This window comes from Streptomyces sp. NPDC042346, from assembly GCF_055581845.1.
In genome coordinates, this window is the sequence record NZ_JBVJEH010000007.1 from 154,933 (window position 1) to 173,360 (window position 18,428).

Annotated in this window: 22 protein-coding genes and 1 riboswitch; of the genes, 11 read left to right on the plus strand and 11 right to left on the minus strand. The window is 72.2% G+C overall.

Annotated features, from left to right (window positions below; genetic code table 11):
- Positions 1 to 56 precede the first annotated feature (56 nt).
- A complete protein-coding gene (locus ACZ6K0_RS26885) occupies positions 57 to 494 on the plus strand; it encodes an ATP-binding protein (protein WP_376396851.1) in 438 nt (145 codons plus the stop codon).
- A gap of 68 nt (positions 495 to 562) precedes the next feature.
- On the opposite strand, the gene ACZ6K0_RS26890 is transcribed toward ACZ6K0_RS26885, so the two are convergent.
- The 3 genes from ACZ6K0_RS26890 to ACZ6K0_RS26900 all read right to left on the minus strand — a co-directional run bounded on the left by ACZ6K0_RS26890 (position 563) and on the right by ACZ6K0_RS26900 (position 2,497).
- A complete protein-coding gene (locus ACZ6K0_RS26890) occupies positions 563 to 1,039 on the minus strand; it encodes a C40 family peptidase (protein ID WP_376396849.1) in 477 nt (158 codons plus the stop codon).
- A 3-nt stretch (positions 1,040 to 1,042) separates the two neighbouring features.
- A riboswitch (cyclic di-AMP (ydaO/yuaA leader) is annotated at positions 1,043 to 1,221 on the minus strand.
- 339 nt (positions 1,222 to 1,560) lie between these two features.
- Positions 1,561 to 1,866, minus strand: a complete 306-nt coding sequence (locus ACZ6K0_RS26895; RefSeq protein WP_376396846.1) for a hypothetical protein — start codon at positions 1,864 to 1,866, stop codon at positions 1,561 to 1,563.
- 7 nt (positions 1,867 to 1,873) lie between these two features.
- Positions 1,874 to 2,497: an ATP-dependent Clp protease proteolytic subunit gene (locus ACZ6K0_RS26900; protein WP_469232498.1), complete on the minus strand. Its 624-nt coding sequence runs from the start codon at positions 2,495 to 2,497 to the stop codon at positions 1,874 to 1,876.
- Positions 2,498 to 2,564: 67 nt separating this feature from the next.
- On the opposite strand from ACZ6K0_RS26900, the gene ACZ6K0_RS26905 reads away from it, so the two are divergent.
- The 8 genes from ACZ6K0_RS26905 (at position 2,565) to ACZ6K0_RS26940 (ending at position 9,340) form a co-directional block, all read left to right on the plus strand.
- On the plus strand, positions 2,565 to 2,843 hold the full coding sequence (locus ACZ6K0_RS26905) for a type II toxin-antitoxin system Phd/YefM family antitoxin (RefSeq protein WP_376396840.1): 279 nt from the start codon (positions 2,565 to 2,567) through the stop codon (positions 2,841 to 2,843).
- A gap of 193 nt (positions 2,844 to 3,036) precedes the next feature.
- A complete protein-coding gene (locus tag ACZ6K0_RS26910; protein ID WP_351816053.1) occupies positions 3,037 to 3,339 on the plus strand; it encodes an urease subunit gamma in 303 nt (100 codons plus the stop codon).
- A gap of 13 nt (positions 3,340 to 3,352) precedes the next feature.
- Positions 3,353 to 3,736: an urease subunit beta gene (locus tag ACZ6K0_RS26915; RefSeq protein ID WP_469232496.1), complete on the plus strand. Its 384-nt coding sequence runs from the start codon at positions 3,353 to 3,355 to the stop codon at positions 3,734 to 3,736.
- On the plus strand, positions 3,729 to 5,450 hold the full coding sequence (locus ACZ6K0_RS26920) for an urease subunit alpha (RefSeq protein WP_469232494.1): 1,722 nt from the start codon (positions 3,729 to 3,731) through the stop codon (positions 5,448 to 5,450). Before ACZ6K0_RS26915 ends, ACZ6K0_RS26920 begins: the two co-directional genes overlap by 8 nt.
- Before the next feature lie 10 nt (positions 5,451 to 5,460).
- Entirely contained in the window at positions 5,461 to 6,126 is a 666-nt protein-coding gene (locus ACZ6K0_RS26925; RefSeq protein ID WP_469232483.1) for an urease accessory protein UreF, read from the plus strand.
- 28 nt (positions 6,127 to 6,154) lie between these two features.
- A complete protein-coding gene (gene ureG, locus ACZ6K0_RS26930) occupies positions 6,155 to 6,850 on the plus strand; it encodes an urease accessory protein UreG (protein ID WP_376396830.1) in 696 nt (231 codons plus the stop codon).
- A complete protein-coding gene (locus ACZ6K0_RS26935; protein ID WP_376396827.1) occupies positions 6,847 to 7,590 on the plus strand; it encodes an urease accessory protein UreD in 744 nt (247 codons plus the stop codon). The genes ureG and ACZ6K0_RS26935 overlap by 4 nt, the downstream gene beginning before the upstream one ends.
- A 169-nt stretch (positions 7,591 to 7,759) precedes the next feature.
- A complete protein-coding gene (locus ACZ6K0_RS26940; RefSeq protein WP_376396824.1) occupies positions 7,760 to 9,340 on the plus strand; it encodes an alpha/beta hydrolase in 1,581 nt (526 codons plus the stop codon).
- A 63-nt stretch (positions 9,341 to 9,403) separates the two neighbouring features.
- Here ACZ6K0_RS26940 and ACZ6K0_RS26945 read toward each other — a convergent pair whose 3' ends face one another.
- Positions 9,404 to 10,438 (minus strand): NAD-dependent epimerase/dehydratase family protein, encoded by a 1,035-nt coding sequence (locus ACZ6K0_RS26945; protein WP_376396821.1) that lies wholly within the window; start codon positions 10,436 to 10,438, stop codon positions 9,404 to 9,406.
- 64 nt (positions 10,439 to 10,502) lie between these two features.
- Positions 10,503 to 11,222 carry a lysophospholipid acyltransferase family protein gene (locus tag ACZ6K0_RS26950; protein WP_376397287.1) on the minus strand — a complete coding sequence of 240 codons (720 nt, stop codon included), beginning with the start codon at positions 11,220 to 11,222 and terminating at the stop codon, positions 10,503 to 10,505.
- Between the two features lie 79 nt (positions 11,223 to 11,301).
- On the opposite strand from ACZ6K0_RS26950, the gene ACZ6K0_RS26955 reads away from it, so the two are divergent.
- A complete protein-coding gene (locus ACZ6K0_RS26955) occupies positions 11,302 to 12,345 on the plus strand; it encodes a DUF3048 domain-containing protein (protein ID WP_376396818.1) in 1,044 nt (347 codons plus the stop codon).
- Positions 12,346 to 12,427: 82 nt separating this feature from the next.
- On the opposite strand, the gene ACZ6K0_RS26960 is transcribed toward ACZ6K0_RS26955, so the two are convergent.
- The 5 genes from ACZ6K0_RS26960 to ACZ6K0_RS26980 form a co-directional block, all read right to left on the minus strand.
- Positions 12,428 to 12,643, minus strand: coding sequence for a hypothetical protein (locus tag ACZ6K0_RS26960; RefSeq protein WP_469232679.1), 216 nt, complete (start codon positions 12,641 to 12,643; stop codon positions 12,428 to 12,430).
- Between the two features lie 114 nt (positions 12,644 to 12,757).
- Positions 12,758 to 13,708, minus strand: coding sequence for a cytochrome c oxidase assembly protein (locus ACZ6K0_RS26965; RefSeq protein WP_469232480.1), 951 nt, complete (start codon positions 13,706 to 13,708; stop codon positions 12,758 to 12,760).
- Positions 13,709 to 13,811: 103 nt separating this feature from the next.
- A complete protein-coding gene (locus ACZ6K0_RS26970) occupies positions 13,812 to 14,837 on the minus strand; it encodes a 6-phosphofructokinase (protein WP_376396812.1) in 1,026 nt (341 codons plus the stop codon).
- Positions 14,838 to 14,983: 146 nt separating this feature from the next.
- Positions 14,984 to 15,712 carry a type 1 glutamine amidotransferase gene (locus ACZ6K0_RS26975; protein ID WP_356682405.1) on the minus strand — a complete coding sequence of 243 codons (729 nt, stop codon included), beginning with the start codon at positions 15,710 to 15,712 and terminating at the stop codon, positions 14,984 to 14,986.
- Positions 15,713 to 15,731: 19 nt separating this feature from the next.
- Positions 15,732 to 16,979 carry a Mur ligase family protein gene (locus tag ACZ6K0_RS26980; protein WP_376396808.1) on the minus strand — a complete coding sequence of 416 codons (1,248 nt, stop codon included), beginning with the start codon at positions 16,977 to 16,979 and terminating at the stop codon, positions 15,732 to 15,734.
- Between the two features lie 126 nt (positions 16,980 to 17,105).
- Between ACZ6K0_RS26980 and def the strand changes: the two genes are divergently transcribed.
- Positions 17,106 to 17,672 (plus strand): peptide deformylase, encoded by a 567-nt coding sequence (def, locus tag ACZ6K0_RS26985; protein WP_376396805.1) that lies wholly within the window; start codon positions 17,106 to 17,108, stop codon positions 17,670 to 17,672.
- Between the two features lie 72 nt (positions 17,673 to 17,744).
- On the opposite strand, the gene ACZ6K0_RS26990 is transcribed toward def, so the two are convergent.
- Entirely contained in the window at positions 17,745 to 18,392 is a 648-nt protein-coding gene (locus ACZ6K0_RS26990; RefSeq protein WP_469232477.1) for a TetR/AcrR family transcriptional regulator, read from the minus strand.
- Positions 18,393 to 18,428: the final 36 nt, after the last annotated feature.

Consider the following 18,428-nt stretch of genomic DNA (forward strand, 5'->3'; position numbering starts at 1 on the left):
CTGACGCGAAGCGCAATCCGGGGTGGTGTCCCCGGCGGGAAAGGGACAGCGCCGCCATGGCAGACCATCAGGAAGCATCCGTCACTCTGCCGAGCGATCCCGCCTCGGTCCCCACGGCGCGGAGATACGTCGCGGACGTCCTGGGGGACTGGGGGCTCGACGGCGCCGCGGAGATCGCGGACTCCATCCGGCTGATCGTCTCGGAACTGGCCACCAATGCCGTGCAGCACACGTTCGGGCAGTCGCCGACCTTCACGATCGACCTCCGCCTGGAGCGGGAGGAGCGCCTGCACCTCGGCGTGACGGACAGCCATCCCCGCTGGCCCCGCCGTCTCCCGGCAGCGGTCCAGCAGGACAACGGGCGCGGCATGGTCATCATCCGCGTCCTCGCGGCGGAGGCCGGCGGCCGCCTCTCGGTCACTCCGACCGAGGAGGGCGGCAAGACGGTCTGGATCACCCTCCCGTGGACGGCGGCCCGGGTGGCCCCGGTGTAGGGCTCGTCCCCAGCGGGGGTGCGGCGGCGCCACCGCACCCCTCATCGGGCGTCAGCGCCCGGGTATCGTCACCGGACGCGGCCGTAGTAGACCTTCGACGACCAGATCTTGTCGAGCTTCACCCAGGAGCCCGTCTTGGGCGAGTGCCAGATCTTGCCGCTGCCGGCGTAGATGCCGACGTGGTAGACCCTCCCACCGGAGTGGAAGAAGACCAGGTCCCCCTTCTGCCGGCTGGCCGAGGAGATGTGCCGGGTCTTGTTGTACTGCTGCTGCGCGGTGCGGGGCAGCGACTTGCCCGCCTTCTTGTACGCGTAGAGCGTCAGACCGGAGCAGTCGAACCGGGTGGGTCCGGTGCTTCCGTACCGGTACGGCGATCCTTTCTTCGCGGCGGCGACGCTCAGTGCCTTGTTCGCGTGTGTCGTCGCTGCCTGGGCCTCCGTTGCCGCACCTGGGGCGAACAGCGTGCCGCCGACGGCGGCGAGGGTGAGAGCCGAGACGGCTCCGGCCCGGGACAGCAGGGACGGGACATGCATCTGCGCGGTCATGCGCAACCCTTCGTCAGCCGCCTGCGAAGGATGACCTGTCGGGTTCGGGCTGGCGAAGATGCCCGGCCGCGGCTGCGGCTTCACCCCAAGGAACGGCCTCGCTGGGACAGCGCGAACGTTCCGTACTGATTGGGTCCTCCACTCCTGCCGATCCACTCCTGTCGACCAGACGTCCGGGACAGCGGCAGGACTCGGCGTCCGCCCGGACCGCCCCGCCGCGGTGGCGGGGGCTTGTCGTCGACACGGATCTTGACCCACGACATGGGCGAAAACCGAGCTGAAACGGCGATATGTGAGGCTCCTCACGACTGATCCGTTCGGGTGGACAGCACCCCTTTGTGATCTTCGGAGGTTTGGCCGACGAGCCCCGTACCAGCGATGGAACGTTCGATTCCGCCAGATGCGTACACCTGTTGCGCAACTCGCCCGCTGCATATGTCGACTCGTCGACTACGCCGAACGGGGGAGGGTTTCTGCGGTGCGTGTCGGCCGACCGGACCTCGACACGACACGCGGATATGTCAACTCGCCCGAGTCCGGCGGACGGTGACGCGGTCCGCCCGGCGCTCCCCGTCCAACACCCTTAGGGCGCGCGCCAATGTGTCCGCGTGGACCTCGCTCTCGCCCCGTTTATGCATGAGCGTCAGCGCCTCGCGCAGGGCCTCCGCCCGCCCCACCAGGGCCTGGGCCGCGCGCAACGCCCCATAGGTATGCGTACCTCTGGATGGATTGATCTTTCCCAGGAGGTCGACGACTTCGAGGTACGCGTCGACGAGTTCACCCTCGGCCCGGGTCAGGGCCGGCAGTGGCGGCAGCTCGGGGACCACGGCCGGCTCACCGGGCCGTGCCGCCGGCGGCCGCGCGCCGGCTCGTGACGACGTGGTCGGCCAGGCCGTAGGTGACGGCCGCGGGTGCGTCCAGGACGGTCAGGCGGTCGATGTCGGCGTCGATCCGCTCCCGGTCCTGCCCGGTGTGTTCGACGAGCATCCCGGCGACCAGCTCGCGCAGGCGCAGCAACTCGGCCGCCTGGAGGTCGAGGTCGCTGAGCTGTCCCTGGAGGGGCTCGTCCAGGGTCGGCTGCCGGAGCGTGACCCGGGCGCCGGGCAGGATCAGGCGCTTGCCCGGGGTGCCGGCCGCGAGCAGGACGGCGGCGGTGGAGACGGCCTGGCCCAGGCAGGTGGTCTCCACGTCGCAGGAGAGCGTCCGCATCGTGTCGTAGATGGAGGTCATGGCGCTGATCGAGCCGCCGGGGGAGTTGATGTAGAGCGAGATGTCCTGCCCCGGGGCCGCGTGGTCGAGGTAGAGGAACTGGGCGATGGCGTCGTTGGCCGAGGTCTCGTCGACCGGCGTGCCGAGGAAGACGATCCGCGATTCGAGAAGCTTCGAGTACGGGTCGAGGGTCCGGGTCCCGAAGCTGGTCCGCTCCGTGAACTCGGGCAGAACGTAGCGAGCGTCCATGGCTGAGAGCCTCCATCGGTCTGTCTGTAAAAAATGTACAGGACGTACAGCCCGTAAGATGGGGAGCATGACCTACGAGATCCCGGTGACGCAAGCGAGGGCTGAGCTCGCCGACCTGATCAACCGCGTCGTATACGGCGGTGAGCGCGTGGTCGTCACCCGTCACGGGAAGCCGCTCGTCGCCCTGGTCTCGGCCGCTGACCTGGAGGCATTGGAGACGGCCGGCGAGCCGGCGGAGGAGCGGGTGATCAGTTCGGTCTCCGCCCTGCGGCCGATCGACTCCGCCACGGGCGAACAGCGCCGCTTCGGCATCGCCGCCCACCACCGCGACCCCGGAGTCTCCTAGGGGGTGTCTTGCCGCCCCTCCGCGCGATGATCATGAAATCGCAAAGCCGGAGTTAACGAGCCGGAAAAACTTCCGCCCTAACGTGCAATGTCTCGCCGCGCACCGCTTCTTCGCAGCTCAACAGAGTGTTGAAGCTGGGTAGGGTCCGCAGCTGTCCGGGTCCCGTCCCGGTCGACGACTGTGAGGTGGAAGAGTGCAACTGAGCCCGCACGAACAGGAACGCCTGCTCGTTCATGTCGCTGCCGACGTGGCCGAGAAGCGCCGAGCGCGGGGTGTGAGGCTCAACCACCCCGAGGCCGTCGCCCTGATCACCTCGCACATCCTGGAAGGCGCCCGGGACGGCCGCACCGTCGCCGAACTCATGGCCTCCGGTCGCAAGGTGCTCTCCCGGGCGGACGTCATGGACGGCATCCCCGAGATGATCCACGACGTCCAGGTCGAGGCGACCTTCCCGGACGGCACCAAGCTCGTCACCGTCCACGACCCGATCATCTGACGGGGACGCGCCGATGATCCCCGGAGAGATCCTGTACGCGGAGGACCCCGTCGCCCTCAACGAGGGGCGTCCCGTCACCCGCGTGACCGTGCTCAACGCCGCCGACCGGCCCGTCCAGGTCGGCTCCCACTACCACTTCGCCGAGGTCAACCCCGGCCTGGAGTTCGACCGGGCCGGCGCGCGCGGACAGCGGCTCCACATCGCCGCCGGGACCGCCGTCCGCTTCGAACCCGGCATCCCCGTCGAGGTCGAGCTCGTCCCGATCGCGGGCCGCCGGATCGTCCCGGGCCTGCGTGGTGAGACCGCGGGACCCCTCGACGGCGACGCCCAGGGCTCCTTCGGCGCCGATGCCCACTCCGCCGGGGTCACCGGCCCGAACGGAGGCCCCCGTGCCTGACCTGCACCGCGCCGTCTACGCCGACCTGTTCGGCCCCACGACCGGCGACCGCATCCGGCTCGCCGACACCGACCTCCTCGTCGAGATCGAGGAGGACCGCAGCGGCGGCCCCGGCCGCGCCGGCGAGGAGGCCGTCTTCGGCGGCGGCAAGGTCGTCCGCGAGTCCATGGGCCAGGCCCGTACGACCCGTGCCGAGGGCGCCCCCGACACCGTGATCACCGGAGCCGTGATCATCGACCACTGGGGCGTCGTCAAGGCCGACATCGGCATCCGCGACGGCCGGATCACCGGCATCGGCAAGGCCGGCAACCCCGACACCATGGACGGGGTCCACCCCGACCTCGTGATCGGCCCCGAGACCGAGATCATCGTCGGCAACGGCAGGATCGTCACCGCCGGCGCCGTCGACACCCACGTCCACTTCATCTCCCCGACCGTCATCGAGCAGGCGCTCGCCACCGGCGTCACCACGCTCGTCGGCGGCGGCACCGGACCGGCCGAGGGCACCAAGGCGACCACCATCACGCCCGGCCCGTGGCACCTCGCCCGGATGTTCGAGGCCCTGGACACCTTCCCCGTCAACATCGGTCTGCTCGGCAAGGGCAACACCATGTCCCGGGAGGCCATGCACTCCCAGCTCCGCGGCGGCGCCCTCGGGTTCAAGATCCACGAGGACTGGGGGGCGACCCCGGCCGTCATCGACGCCTGTCTGAGCGTCTGCGACGAGACCGGCGCCCAGCTCGCCATCCACACGGACACCCTGAACGAAGCGGGCTTCGTCGACGACACCCTCGCCGCCATCGCGGGCCGGACCGTCCACGCGTACCACACGGAGGGCGCCGGCGGCGGGCACGCTCCCGACATCATCACCGTCGTCTCCGAGCCGTACATCCTGCCCAGCTCGACCAACCCGACCCGCCCGCACACCGTCAACACCATCGAGGAACACCTCGACATGCTGATGGTCTGCCACCACCTCAACCCGGCCGTCCCCGAGGACCTCGCCTTCGCCGAGTCCCGCATCCGGCCCTCCACGATCGCCGCCGAGGACGTCCTCCACGACCTGGGCGCCATCTCGATCATCTCCTCCGACGCCCAGGCCATGGGCCGTGTCGGCGAGGTGATCATGCGGACCTGGCAGACCGCCCACGTCATGAAGAAGCGGCGCGGCGCCCTGCCCGGCGACGGTCGCGCCGACAACCACCGGGCCCGCCGCTACATCGCCAAGTACACGATCAACCCGGCCGTCGCCCAGGGCATGGGCCACCTCATCGGCTCGGTCGAGACCGGCAAGCTCGCCGACCTCGTGCTCTGGGAGCCCGCCTTCTTCGGCGTGAAGCCGCTCGTCGTCGTCAAGGGCGGCCAGATCGCGTACGCGCAGATGGGCGACGCCAACGCCTCCATCCCCACCCCGCAGCCCGTCCTGCCCCGCCCGATGTTCGGCGCGCTCGGCAGGGCGGCCGCGGCCGGCTCCTTCAACTTCACGGCTCGGGCGGCGATCGAGGACGACCTGCCCCAGAAGCTGGGCCTCCACAAGGAGTTCACCGCGATCGGCGACACCCGACGGGTCACCAAGGCCGACATGCGGGAGAACGACGCCCTGCCGCGGGTCGAGGTCGACGCCGACACCTTCACGGTGACCATCGACGGCGACCCCGTGGAGCCGGCGCCCGCCGCCGAACTGCCCATGGCCCAGCGCTACTTCCTCTTCTGACGTGGTCCCGATGACGTCACGCTCGGCCCTTCTCGTGCTCGCCGACGGGCGTTTCCCCGCCGGCGGGCACGCCCACTCCGGCGGCGCGGAGGCGGCGGTCAAGGCCGGCCGCATCACCGACGCGGCCGGTCTGGAGGCCTTCTGCCGCGGCCGGCTCCACACCACCGGGCTCACCTCGGCGGGCCTGGCCGCGGCCGCCGCCCTCGGACTCGACCCGTACGAGCTCGACGCGGCCGCCGACGCCCGCACCGCCTCACCCGCCCTGCGCGCCGCCGCCCGCAAGCTCGGCCGCCAGCTGATGCGGGCCGCCCGCGCCACCTGGCCGAGCCCCGAACTCGACGCCCTGGCGGCGGCCTTCCCGCGCGGCGCCCATCAGCCCGTCGTCCTCGGCACCACCGCCCGGGCCGCCGGACTCGACCCCGAGGACGCCGCCCACTGCGTCGCCTACGAGACGGTCGGCGGCCCCGCCACCGCCGCCGTACGCCTCCTCAGCCTCGACCCCTACCAGGCGACCGCCGTCCTCGCCCGCCTCGCGCCCGAGATGGACCGCGTCGCCGCACGCGCGGCCGCCGCCGCCCGGCAGGGCGTCGACGCGCTGCCGGCCGCCTCCGCGCCGCTGCTCGACCTCACCGCCGAACAGCACGCGACCTGGCCCGTCCGCCTCTTCGCCTCCTGACCCGAACCGCCCCCAAGGGAGCCGCCCCATGCACCTCGACCACGGCCACAGCCACCACACGGCGGTCTCCGCCGACGCCCACCGCCCCGACGGCACCCGCCGCGCCCTGCGCATCGGCCTCGGCGGACCGGTCGGCTCCGGCAAGACCGCCACCGTCGCCGCCCTCTGCCGGGTCCTGCGCGACACCCTCTCGATCGCCGTCGTCACCAACGACATCTACACCCGCGAGGACGCCGAGTTCCTCCTCCGCAACGCCGTCCTGCCGCCCGAGCGCATCCAGGCCGTGGAGACCGGCGCCTGCCCGCACACCGCCATCCGCGACGACATCTCCGCCAACCTCGAAGCCGTCGAGGAGCTGGAGGAGACCGTCGGCCCCCTCGACCTCATCCTCGTCGAGTCCGGCGGCGACAACCTCACCGCCACCTTCTCCAAGGGCCTCGTCGACGCCCAGATCTTCGTCATCGACGTCGCCGGCGGCGACGACATCCCCCGCAAGGGCGGCCCCGGCGTCACCACCGCCGACCTCCTCGTCGTCAACAAGACCGACCTCGCCCCCTACGTCGGATCCGACCTGGAGCGGATGGCCCGCGACGCGAAGGAGCAGCGCGGCGACCTGCCCGTCGCCTTCACCTCCCTGCGCGCCGAGAACGGCGTCGGGCCCGTCGCCGACTGGGTCCGCGGCCGGCTCGACGCATGGACCGCGGCCGGGGCGCGGACCGCGTGAGCCTGCGCGCCACCGCACGGATCGCGGCCGCGGCCGACGGCGGGCTGCCGCTCCTGGAGAGCGACGGCCCCCTCGCCCTGCGCCGCACCCGGGCCGCCGCCGGCTGGACCCGGGTCACCGTCGTCGGGGCGATGAGCGCCCCGCTCGGCGGTGACCGGCTCGCGATCGAGACCGAGGTACGGGACGGGGCCCGGCTCCTGGTCGACTCGGCCGCCGCCACCCTCGCCCTGCCGGGCCGGAGCGCCGAGCCCGCCACGTACGACGTCCGGATCGCCGTGGGGGAGGACGGCGTCCTGCGCTGGCTGCCCGAGCAGCTGGTCTCCGCCCACGGCTCGGACCTGCGGATGCGCACCACCGTCGAACTCGCCCCCACGGCCCGGCTCGTCCTCCGCGAGGAACAGATCCTCGGCCGGCACGGCGAACCGCCCGGCACCCTCGTCACCCGCCTCACCGTCCGCCGCGCCGGCCGGCCCCTGCTCGACCAGGAGCTGGCGTACGGGCCGGGGGCCCCCGACGGCTGGGACGGCGGCGCGGTCCTCGGCGGTCACCGGGCCACCGGCCAACTGCTCGTCGTCGACCCCGACTTCACGGACAAACCGGTGGAAGCCCGACTTCTCGGCGAGGGGGCCGTCATCGCCCCGCTCGCCGGCCCCGCCGCCCTCGTCACCGCCGTCGCCCCCGACGCCCTCGCGCTGCGCCGCCTCCTCGACACCGCCGTGGCCGAACTCGCCCCGCGGTGACGCGGTTTCGGAAGGTCACCGCTCAGCGGTACACGCCTCTCCGGTTATTGGTTCGGTAAAGAAACACATGTACGCCCTTACCTCGTGTGCCCCAGGGACGAAAGGATCCCCCGGACAGCCCGACACAGCGGCGCTGCCACGGGGGCGGCGCCCATCCTGGGGGAGACACATGAGACGTACGGCAATGCTCGGCTCGGCCGGCACCCTGATAGCGGGCACGCTCGTCCTGGGCGCGCTCGCGGCCCCGGCGGCGAACGCCGACAGCAACCGTCACCTGCGCGACGCGGAAGCGATCGGCGTCGCCGTCGCCGCGGCCCGCGCCGCCCAGACGGGCATCGACTGGCAGGACTGTCCGGCGGACTGGGGCCTGGAGAAGCCGATCCAGTGCGGCTGGGTCACCGTTCCGGTCGACTACGCCAAGCCCAACGGCAAGAAGATCAAGATCGCGGTCGACCGCATCAACGCCACCGGCACCCCCGCCGAGCGCCAGGGCGCGCTGCTCTACAACCCGGGCGGCCCCGGCGGCTCCGGCCTCCGCTTCCCGCGCCGCGTCACCACCAAGAACGCGATCTGGGCGAACACCGCCAAGGCGTACGACTTCGTGGGCTTCGACCCCCGCGGCGTCGGCCACTCCGCCCCCATCTCCTGCGTCGACCCGACCGAGTTCGTCAAGGGCCCCAAGCTCGACCCGGTCCCCGACAGCGAGGCCGACAAGCAGGCGCAGCGCAAGCTCGCCGCCGAGTACGCCAAGGGCTGCGAGGAGAAGAGCGGCGACATGCTGCCCTTCATGACCACGCCCAACACCGCGCGCGACCTCGACGTCGTCCGGGCCGCCCTCGGCGAGAAGAAGCTGAACTTCGTCGGCGTCTCGTACGGCACCTACCTCGGCGCGGTCTACGGCACCCTGTTCCCGACGCACGTCCGCCGCATGGTCCTGGACAGCGTCGTCAACCCGTCGAAGCGCTCGATCTGGTACGGGGCCAACCTCGGCCAGGACATCGCCTTCGAGGGCCGGCTCACGGACTGGATGACCTGGGTCGCCCAGAACGACGCCACCTACCACCTGGGCGACACCCTGGCGGAGGTCCGGCAGCAGTGGGAGACCCTGCGCGCCGCCGCCAAGAAGGAGCCCCTGGGCGGCAAGGTCGGACCCGCCGAGCTCATCGGCTTCTTCCAGAACGCCCCGTACTACGACTCCATGTGGGCCCCGGTCGCCCAGGCCTGGAGCGCGTACGCCGCCGGTGACCCGCAGCCGCTGATCGAGTCGGCCGCCTCCGACCCCACCGACACGGCCGGCAACATCGCCTCGGAGAACGGCAACGCCGTCTACACCGCGGTCGAGTGCGCCGACGCCCCCTGGCCGACCAGCTGGAAGAAGTGGGACCGGGACAACTCCCGCCTCCACGAGCAGTACCCGTTCATGACCTGGGCCAACGCGTGGATGAACCTCCCCTGCGCGACCTGGTCCGCCCCGCGCCAGCGCCCGACCGAGGTGAAGACCGGCAAGGGCCTGCCGCCCGTGCTCATCGCCCAGTCCGAGCGCGACGCCGCCACGCCGTACGAGGGCGCGGTCGAGCTGCACAAGCGCTTCAAGGGCTCGCGCCTGATCACGGAGAAGGACGCCGGCTCGCACGGCATCACCGGCCTCCTCAACCCGTGCATCAACACCAAGGTCGAGGCCTACCTGCTGAGCGGCAAGCTGGACGCGACGGACCAGACGTGCGCCCCGCACGCCACCCCGAAGCCGTAACAGCCTTCGCGCAGCGATGAGAAGAGGGGCGGCCGTCCGACGGCCGCCCCTCTTCCCCGTACGTCAGCCCCGGGACGCCAGCCAGGCGTCCTCCGCCGCGTAGTCGAACAGGTCCACGCCGTACTTCGCGAGCCCCGTGAAGGCCTCCCGCCACTCCCGGTCGCCCAGGTGCGCCGTCAGCCACGCCACCGTCTCCGGCAGCGTCTCGACGTACGACACCACCGGCCGGTACCCCAGCTCCCGCTCGGCCGCCGTCATGTCGTAGACGATGGGATGCGGCGCGGTCCACGGCGTGGCCCCCACCGTGCCGTCCGGCTCCCCGTCCATCAGGACCGTCTCGCTCGACACCCCCATGACCGCGTCGATCGCCGCCCCGATCTCCGCCACCGTCGGCGCCTCGGGGTCGCCGCCGTTGAGCACCCGGCTGCCCGGCTTCGCCGCCGCGAGCCGGACGAGCTCCGCGAGGTTGTCCACGTGGACCGGGTGGAACCGCGAGGTACCGCCGTACGCGAGGATCCGCACCGGCCGCCCGTCGAGCACCCGCTTGACGAACCACAGCTCGCGCGGACCCGGGCTGTACGGACCGTGGATCGCGCCCGCGCGCAGCAGCGTCGTCGGCAGCGCGTCGCCCGCCGCCAGCAGCTCCCGCTCCAGGGCGATCTTCCGCGTGCCGTACGTCGTGTCGCCGGGCGCGACCGTCCGCCACTCCTCCGGGGTCGGCACCGGGAAGGCGGGGAAGCCGTCGGGCCGGTCCTGGGTGTCGAAGCTGCGGCCCTGCGCGTCCTCGTAGACGGCGCCGCTCGACACCACCACCGCCGAGCCGATCCGGTCGGCGAGACCCGTCAGCTGCCTGCCGTGCCCGCCGTCGTACGCGACGATGTCGACGAGCACGTCACAGCCGTCGCCCAGGCCCGCCGCGAGCGCGCCCTCCTCGGTCCGGTCGAGCCGCACCGACCGGACCTCGTCCGGCCACCTCTCGTCCCTGGCGCCGCCCCGCGAGGCGGCCGTCACCTCCCAGCCGTCCGCGACGAGGGCCCGCACGGCCGCCCGCCCCACCTGTCCCGATCCACCGAGTACGAACGCGTTTCCCTTGGTCATGATCGCGACGCTACGGCCGGCAGGAGCACCGGCCCAGGGGATTCCGCCGTGCGCGGATCCGCCCTCAGCGTTCTCGGCGGCGGAACTTTCGCGCGGGCACGTCGTCACCCGCCTCCGCCGCCTTCACGACGGCCGCGTACTCGTCCACGTACTCCTGCCCTGACAGCCGCAGGACCTCGTACATGATCTCGTCGGTCACCGCGCGGACCACCGCCCGCTCGCCCGCCGACCCCGCGAAGCGCGAGAAGTCCAGCGGCGCCCCGAAGCGGATCGTGACCCGGCGGATCCGCGGCACGACCTTCCCCGGCGGCTGGATCTCGAAGGTGCCGACCATCGCGCACGGCACCACCGGCACCCCGGCGGTCAGCGCCATCACGGCCACCCCCACCTTGCCCTTGTAGAGCCGCCCGTCGTGGGAGCGCGTCCCCTCGGGATAGATGCCGAGCAGCTCGCCCTTGTCCAGGACGCCGAGCCCCTCACGGATCGCCGCCTGACCGGCCTCCTTCCCGGACCGGTCCACCGGGATCTGCCCGGCGGCCCGGAAGAAGGCCGCCGTGAGCCGGCCCTTGATGCCCGGACCAGTGAAGTACTCCTGTTTGGCCAGGAAGGTGATCCGCCGGTCGAGCACGACCGGCATCAGGAAATGGTCGGAGAAGGAGAGGTGATTGCCCGCGACGATCGCCGCGCCCTCGGCGGGCACGTGCTCAAGCCCCTCGATCCGCGGTCGGAAGAGCAGCCTGAGGAGCGGACCCAGCAGTACGTGTTTCAACAGGTGGTAGAACACCCGCGACCCCCGTTCGTCGTCCGTCATGCCCGTTGTATCGGCACGCGGGCCCGTGGTCCACTGGTGGAGGAGCGTCACCATGACGGACCACCGAGGGACCAGACGCCCCGGCCGTGTCCTCACCGCGCTGCTCTGCGCGATGACGGCGGCCGGGCTGTACGGCTGCTCCGACCCCGGCCCGCGCGAGCCGAGCCCCACCCCGACGCCCCCACCGGCCACCACGGCCCCCGTGCCCGGCACCACGCCGCCCACGACGGCCCCCGCGCCCACCGCCCGCTCACCGCTCACCGGGCTCCCCGCACGCCCGGCCCCCGTCCTCGCCGTGAAGATCGACAACGTGCCGGCGGCCCGCCCCCACACCGGGCTCGGCTCCGCCGACGTCGTCTACGTCGAACAGGTCGAGGGCGGCGTGACCCGGCTCCTGGCCGTCTACTCCTCCCGGCTCCCCGAGCTCACCGGACCCGTCCGCAGCGCCCGGGAATCCGACATCTCGCTCCTCGCCCCCTTCGGCCGGCCGGTGCTCGCCTACTCGGGCGCGCAGTCCGCCCTGAACCCCCTCCTGAACGCCGCCCCGCTGCACCTCGTCACCGAGTCCACCGCGCCCGGGGCGTTCCGGCGCTCCCCGGACCGGGCCGCCCCGCACAACCTCTACGTCCTCCCGGAACGCGCCCTCGCCACCGACCCGGGAGCCCAGAACGCCCAGGACATCGGATTCCGCTTCGGGCCCGCCCCGGGCGGCGGCACCCCGGTCGACTCCTCGACCGTCCGCTTCCCCGCCGCCCGCTACACCTTCACCTGGTCCGCCGCCGACCGCGCCTGGCGGGTCGCGATGGACGGCCGCGAGGCCCGCGCCACGGACTCCGGCCCCCTCACCCCCGAGACGGTCGTCGTCCAGCGCGTCACGATCCGTCCGTCCCGCTTCCAGGACCGGTTCGGCGCGGTCTCCCCGTACACCGAGACCACCGGCAGCGGCACCGCTGTCGTCCTGCGCGACGGCCGCTCGTACGAGGCCCGCTGGTCCCGCCCGTCGGCCGCGGCGGACACCACGTTCACCACCCCGGACGGAGCGCCCCTCACCTTCGCCCCGGGACAGACCTGGGTCGTCCTCGCACCGCGCGGCTAGACACCGCGCGGGTCAGCGGGGCGCGGGCATGCGAGTCAATGGCCCAGCGGCTCAGCGGCTCAGCGGCTCAGCGAGTCAGCGGTCAGGGCTGCGTCGTGCCCGGCCGGCCCGGTGGGCGTCGGCGGGGCGGAGCGGTCGGAATCGAGCTGTCGGCGGCCGCCATCCCGATCGTGGCCACCACCAGCACCACCAGACCGAACCAGAGCCAGCCGCTGCTGCCGAGCGCCACCGTGTAGGTCGTCGTCAGCACCAGCGCCGCGCCGGTGAGCGCCGCCATCGTCTTCGTGGGACCGGACATCGATCCGCCTCCTCCCGGCCGGAGCCGCGGAAGTCGTCGTCCCCATCGTGACCCCGGAAGGGGGGCGCGCGCTACTCCCCGGACGCCCCGGCGTACGCCGGGACCGCGGTCAGGTCAGCGGCTCCGGGCCTGGAGCGAGGCCAGGTAGGCGTTGTACTCCTCCAGGTCCTTGTCCCCGTTCCGGTCGGCGGCCCGGTCCATGCGGACCGCCTGCCGCTGCTCGGAGTGGTACCACTGGTAGACCAGCGCGATCAGCACGAGCACGGACGGGATCTCGCTGAACGCCCAGGCGATGCCGCCCGCCGCGTTCTGGTCGGCGAGGGCGTCGATCCCCAGCGAGGCGGGCGGGTTCTCGTACACCTTGACCATCGGCTGGCTCGCCATCATCAGCGCGATGCCGAAGAACGCGTGGAACGGCATGCCCGCGAACAGCTCCAGCATCCGCATCACGTAGCCCGGCCGGTGCGGGCCCGGGTCCACGCCCATGATCGGCCAGAAGAAGACCAGGCCGACCATCAGGAAGTGCACCATCATCCCGATGTGCCCGGGCTTGGAGCCCATCAGGAAGTCGAACAGCGGCGTGAAGTACAGCGCGTACAGGCTCGCGATGAACATCGGGATCGTGAAGCCGGGGTGCGTGACCACCTTCATGTACCGGCTGTGCAGCAGCTTCAGGAGCAGCTCGCGCGGCCCCGTCGCGCCCCGGCCCGCCACCGGCAGCGCCCGCAGCGCCAGCGTCACCGGCGCGCCCAGCAGCAGCAGGATCGGCGACAGCATGGAGATCACCATGTGCTGCACCATGTGCACGCTGAACATGACCATGCCGTAGTCGTTGAGCTTGGTGCACATCACCAGGGCGATGGACAGCACGCCGACGGTGAAGAACGCCGTCCGGCTCACCGGCCACGCGTCACCGCGCCGCCGCAGCCGCGCCACACCCCAGCCGTACAGACCGAGCGCCGTGAGGCAGCCGATCAGGAAGAAGAGGTCGGGAGAGAACTCGAGGCCCCGCTCCAGCGTGAACGGCGGCAGATCCATGGTCATGCCGTGCCCGCTGTGATCCATCTGCGTACTCCTGGAGCCCGATTCGCGCTTGTTGTCCGCACCAGACTAGAACCGCCCCCGGCCGCGACTGCGACCGGGGGCGGTTCTCGCCTCGTGGCGTGGTTCAGAGCACGCACTCCGCCTCGGCGTAGCGGTCCTCGGGGACCGTCTTCAGGGACTCGACGGCCTGCGCCAGCGGGACCATGACGATGTCCGTGCCGCGCAGCGCGGTCAGCATGCCGAACTCGCCGCGGTGCGCCGCCTCCACCGCGTGCCAGCCGAAGCGGGTGGCGAGGACGCGGTCGTACGCGGTCGGGGTGCCGCCGCGCTGGACGTGGCCGAGGATGACCGGGCGGGCCTCCTTGCCGAGGCGCTGCTCCAGCTCGACGGAGAGCTGGTTGGCGATGCCGGTGAACCGCTCGTGGCCGTAGATGTCCGTGCCGGCGGTCTTGAAGTCCATCGAGCCCTCGGCCGGCTTCGCGCCCTCGGCGACGACGACGATCGCGAACCGCTTGCCGGCCTCGAACCGCGCGCCGACCCGGGCGGTCAGCTCGTCGATGTCGAAGGGGCGCTCGGGGACGACGACGGCGTGCGCGCCGGCGGCCATGCCGGAGTGCAGCGCGATCCAGCCGGTGTGGCGGCCCATGACCTCGACGACGAGGACCCGCTGGTGGGACTCGGCGGTGGTCTTCAGCCGGTCGAGCGCCTCGGTGGCGACGGTGACGGCCGTGTCGAAGCCGAAGGTGACGTCGGTGGAGGCGATGTCGTTGTCGATGGTCTTGGGGACCCCGACGATCGGCAGGCCCGCCTCGGAGAGGAGGTTCGCCGCCTTCAGGGTGCCCTCGCCGCCGATCGGGATGATGGCGTCGAGGCCCAGGTCGGCGACGTGGCCGCGGGCGCGCTCGACGCCGCCGACCAGATGCGCGGGCTGGACCCGGGAGGAGCCGAGGATGGTGCCGCCGCGGGCGAGTATGCCGCCCACCGCGTCGAGGTCGAGCTTGCGGTAATCGCACTCCAGCAGGCCCTTCCACCCGTCGTGGAAGCCGATGACCTCGTCACCGTGGTCGACGACGGCGCGGTGCACGACGGAACGGATGACGGCATTCAGACCGGGGCAGTCTCCGCCGGAGGTGAGCACACCAATGCGCATAGCCCAAAAACCTTTGCAACGTGGGCCGACTCCCGGACCACGTCGTCCGGCTGGATCCCCGCCACCCTATCGGTGCAGGGTGGCGGGGCCGAAACGGATGTCCGCACAGTGGACACCGTACGTTCGTACGAGCCCGTGAGGGTGCGTCAGGCGGGCTGCGTGGCCGCCGCGATGCGCTCGGCGCGCAGCGCCTCGTACCACCGGTCGTCGGTCGGCGGCAGCGCGTTCACGTCGAGGGCCAGCTTCAGGAGCAGGTCCGCGATCTGCGGGTTCCGGGCCATGACGGGGCCGTGCATGTACGTACCGAAGACGGTGTCGTTGTACGCGCCCTCGGTGCCGTCGCCGGTGCCGTTGCCGTTGCCGAAGACGGTCCGGGCGAAGGGCCGGGCCGTCGGGCCGAGGTGGGTGATGCCCTGGTGGTTCTCGAAGCCGGTGAGCTGGGGCAGGCCGAGGCGCGGGTCGATGTCCGCGAGGACGTCGCCGACGCAGCGGGCACCCTCGCCGCGGGTCGAGATCACGTCGATCAGGCCGAGGCCGGCCTCGCGCTCGCCGAGGTCGTTGATGAACTCGTGGCCCAGGATCTGGTAGCCGGCGCAGACCGAGAAGATGATCGCGCCGTTGGACGCGGCCCGGCTGAGGCCGCCGTCCCGCCGCAGCCGCTCGGCCGCGAGCCGCTGCGGACGGTCCTCGCCGCCGCCGATCAGGTAGATGTCGCCGGAGGTCGGCACCGGCTGGTCGCTGCGGACGTCGACGCGCTCGACGTGGAGGCCGCGCTGCTCGGCGCGGCGCTGGACGACGAGGACGTTGCCCTGGTCGCCGTAGGTGCTGAGCAGGTCCGGGTAGACCCAGACCAGGCGCAGGCTGCTGTCACTCATGCTGCAAGTCCTCTACGGGTCAGTTGCCGACGCGGCGGCGGACGTCCTGGAAGGCGGTGTAGTTGGCGATCAGCTCGATCTGCCCGGGCGGGGCCATCGTGACGGCCTCGTCGAGCGTCTCGCAGACGCGGAAGTCCACACCCGCGACCTCCAGGCGGACCGCCAGGTCCAGCTTCCGGTCGCCGATCACCATGATCGGGTGGCCCGCGAGCCGCCCGTAGTCCACGTCCCACAGCCAGGAGGTGTCCGTGCCGTCGGCGCCGCGCGCGTTGACGGAGAGGATCACCGGGGTCGGCGGCGCGTCGATGAGCGAGAAGGTCTCCAGCCAGCCGGCCGGGTTCTTCGCGAGCAGCAGCCGCAGGTCGCGGCCCTGGAACGAGACGACGTCGTAGCGTCCGGCGACGGCCTGCACCTGGTACATGCGCTCCAGGGCCACCTGCGGCGGCACCCCGAAGACCGCGGCGACCGCGGCGGAGGTGGCGGCGTTCGCCTTGTTGGCGCGGCCGGGCAGCTGGAGACGGATCGGCCAGGCCGAACCGTGCGGGTCGAGCACGTGGTCGCCGTTGAGCGCCCAGCTCGGCGCGGGACGGCGGAAGCCGCACTCGCCGCAGAACCAGTCGTCGCCCGGGCGCTGCATCACACCGCCGCAGGCGGGGCACGACCAGGCGTCGTCCTTCCACTCCTGGCCCGCGGCCACCCACACCACGTTGGGGGAGGAGGAGGCGGCCCACACGATGAGCGGGTCGTCGGCGTTGGCGATGACCACGGCCTTGGTGCCGTTGAGGCCCTCGCGCCACTTCTCGGCGAGCATCCGGGTCTCGGCGGCGCGGTCGAGCTGGTCGCGGGAGAGGTTGAGCAGCGCGATCACCTTGGGCGTGGTGTCGCGGGCGACGCCGGCGAGGTACTTCTCGTCGACCTCGATGACGCCGTACTTGGAGTCCGAGCCGCCGGCCAGCGCCGAGGTGATGCCCGCGGGCATGTTGGCGCCGAGGGCGTTCGAGACCACGGGGCCGGCGGCGCGGAGCGCCTCGGCGATCAGCCGGGTCGTCGTCGTCTTGCCGTTGGTCGCCGACACCAGGACGACGTCCAGGTGCTGCGCGAGCCGCCCGAGGAGGTCCGGGTCGAGCTTCAGCGCCACCTTGCCGCCGATCACGGATCCGCTGCCGCGACCTGCCGCACGCGACACCGCGGCCGCGGCCTTGCCCGCCGTCACGGCCAGCTTGGCGCGCGGCGACAGCGGCTCTGGATTACCGGGGTGTCCTGACATCGTTCTTGTTCCTCCTTGCGTCGGTCCGGGCTCAGCCTATCGAGATCCGGCCAGCAGCCCGAACAGCGGCACCGCCGAGAGGCCGTGCGAAACAGGCTGGTCACGGCGGACCGTACCCTTACGGCCATGCGAAACCGCCCCATCCCCGGCAGTTCCGGTCTCGTTCGAGCGATGACTCTGCTCGGCGACCCCGTCCTGCACGCGCCCTGCGCGCCCGTCACCGACTTCGGCCCCGAACTGGCCCGGCTCGTCGAGGACATGTTCGCCACGATGTACGCGGCGCACGGCGTGGGTCTGGCGGCGAACCAGGTCGGTGTGGGCCTGCGGGTCTTCGTGTACGACTGCCCCGACGACGAGGACACGCGCCACCTGGGCCATGTGGTGAATCCGACGCTGGTCGAGGCGGACGGCGACGTGATCCGGGGCCCCGAGGGCTGTCTTTCGCTGCCGGGCCTGGAGGCGCCGACCCCGCGTTTCGACCGCGCCGTGGTGGAGGGCGTCCGGCTGGACGGCACTCCGGTACGGATCGAGGGCACGGGTTTCTTCGCCCGCTGCCTCCAGCACGAGACCGACCACCTGGAGGGCGGGGTCTACGCCGACCACGTGACGGGGTGGCGCAAGTCACGTCTGCTGCGCACGATCCGCAAGCAGCCGTGGGGCGCCGACGCGTCCGCGCTGGAGGGTTCCCGCTGACCCCGCGGGGGCCTGTCAGCGGGACCTGGCGAGTGAGCCCGGCTTGAGCGCCCCGGAGGCGAACCGAGCCTTTTAGAAACCGGGCCCGCCGGGGAGGTCGTCGGCCTCCGCGAGCCGGCCCCAGAGGAGGTCGGCGAGGCTGCTGACGAGGTCGGCGCGGGAGCAGGGGCGTTCGCCGAGCCACCAGTCGCCGGCCGCGTGCATCATGCCGACGATGCCGTGGCCCCAGATCCGGGCCTGGACCTCGGCGGCGGGGCCGAGGTCGACGCGCTCGGCGATGACCTGGCCGAGCTCCTCGCCCATGCGGCGCAGCAGCGGGGCCGAGTGGCGGCCGACGTCGAAGCCCTGCTCGGACTGGTGCGACTCCTCCGCCGGGTGCATGAGGAAGCGGTACACCTGGGGCATCGCCTCGATCGAGGCGAGGTAGGTGTCGAGGGTGGACTCGACGCGGTTGCGCCGGTCCGAGGGGGCGTCGAGCGCGGCCCGGAGCGCCGCGAGGAGCGCGTCGGTGTGGCGGGTGGCGAGGGCGCGGTAGAGGCCGCCCTTGTCGCCGAAGTGCCGGTAGAGGATCGGCTTGGTGATGCCGGCCTCCGCCGCGATGGCGTTCATGGACGCCTTGGGTCCGTCCCGGAGCACCACCCGGTCCGCCGCCTCCAGCAGTTCGCGCCGCCTCTGTTCCACGGGCTTCTGCTGGTCGGTGGTCCGGTGTGTGATGTCCATAAGCGTGTCTCCCCGCCCGTGCGATTCCGTGAGGCT

Coding starts and splice junctions, on each gene's coding strand:
- ACZ6K0_RS26945 (WP_376396821.1), bottom strand. CDS start 10,438: ATGACCAAGGGAAACGCGTTCGTACTCGGTGGATCGGGACAGGTGGGG.
- ACZ6K0_RS26975 (WP_356682405.1), bottom strand. CDS start 15,712: ATGAGTGACAGCAGCCTGCGCCTGGTCTGGGTCTACCCGGACCTGCTC.
- def (WP_376396805.1), top strand. CDS start 17,106: ATGCGAAACCGCCCCATCCCCGGCAGTTCCGGTCTCGTTCGAGCGATG.
- ACZ6K0_RS26915 (WP_469232496.1), top strand. CDS start 3,353: ATGATCCCCGGAGAGATCCTGTACGCGGAGGACCCCGTCGCCCTCAAC.
- ACZ6K0_RS26955 (WP_376396818.1), top strand. CDS start 11,302: ATGACGGACCACCGAGGGACCAGACGCCCCGGCCGTGTCCTCACCGCG.
- ACZ6K0_RS26970 (WP_376396812.1), bottom strand. CDS start 14,837: ATGCGCATTGGTGTGCTCACCTCCGGCGGAGACTGCCCCGGTCTGAAT.
- ACZ6K0_RS26990 (WP_469232477.1), bottom strand. CDS start 18,392: ATGGACATCACACACCGGACCACCGACCAGCAGAAGCCCGTGGAACAG.
- ACZ6K0_RS26905 (WP_376396840.1), top strand. CDS start 2,565: ATGACCTACGAGATCCCGGTGACGCAAGCGAGGGCTGAGCTCGCCGAC.
- ACZ6K0_RS26900 (WP_469232498.1), bottom strand. CDS start 2,497: ATGGACGCTCGCTACGTTCTGCCCGAGTTCACGGAGCGGACCAGCTTC.
- ACZ6K0_RS26885 (WP_376396851.1), top strand. CDS start 57: ATGGCAGACCATCAGGAAGCATCCGTCACTCTGCCGAGCGATCCCGCC.
- ACZ6K0_RS26980 (WP_376396808.1), bottom strand. CDS start 16,979: ATGTCAGGACACCCCGGTAATCCAGAGCCGCTGTCGCCGCGCGCCAAG.
- ACZ6K0_RS26965 (WP_469232480.1), bottom strand. CDS start 13,708: ATGGATCACAGCGGGCACGGCATGACCATGGATCTGCCGCCGTTCACG.
- ACZ6K0_RS26925 (WP_469232483.1), top strand. CDS start 5,461: ATGACGTCACGCTCGGCCCTTCTCGTGCTCGCCGACGGGCGTTTCCCC.
- ureG (WP_376396830.1), top strand. CDS start 6,155: ATGCACCTCGACCACGGCCACAGCCACCACACGGCGGTCTCCGCCGAC.
- ACZ6K0_RS26960 (WP_469232679.1), bottom strand. CDS start 12,643: ATGTCCGGTCCCACGAAGACGATGGCGGCGCTCACCGGCGCGGCGCTG.
- ACZ6K0_RS26890 (WP_376396849.1), bottom strand. CDS start 1,039: ATGACCGCGCAGATGCATGTCCCGTCCCTGCTGTCCCGGGCCGGAGCC.
- ACZ6K0_RS26940 (WP_376396824.1), top strand. CDS start 7,760: ATGAGACGTACGGCAATGCTCGGCTCGGCCGGCACCCTGATAGCGGGC.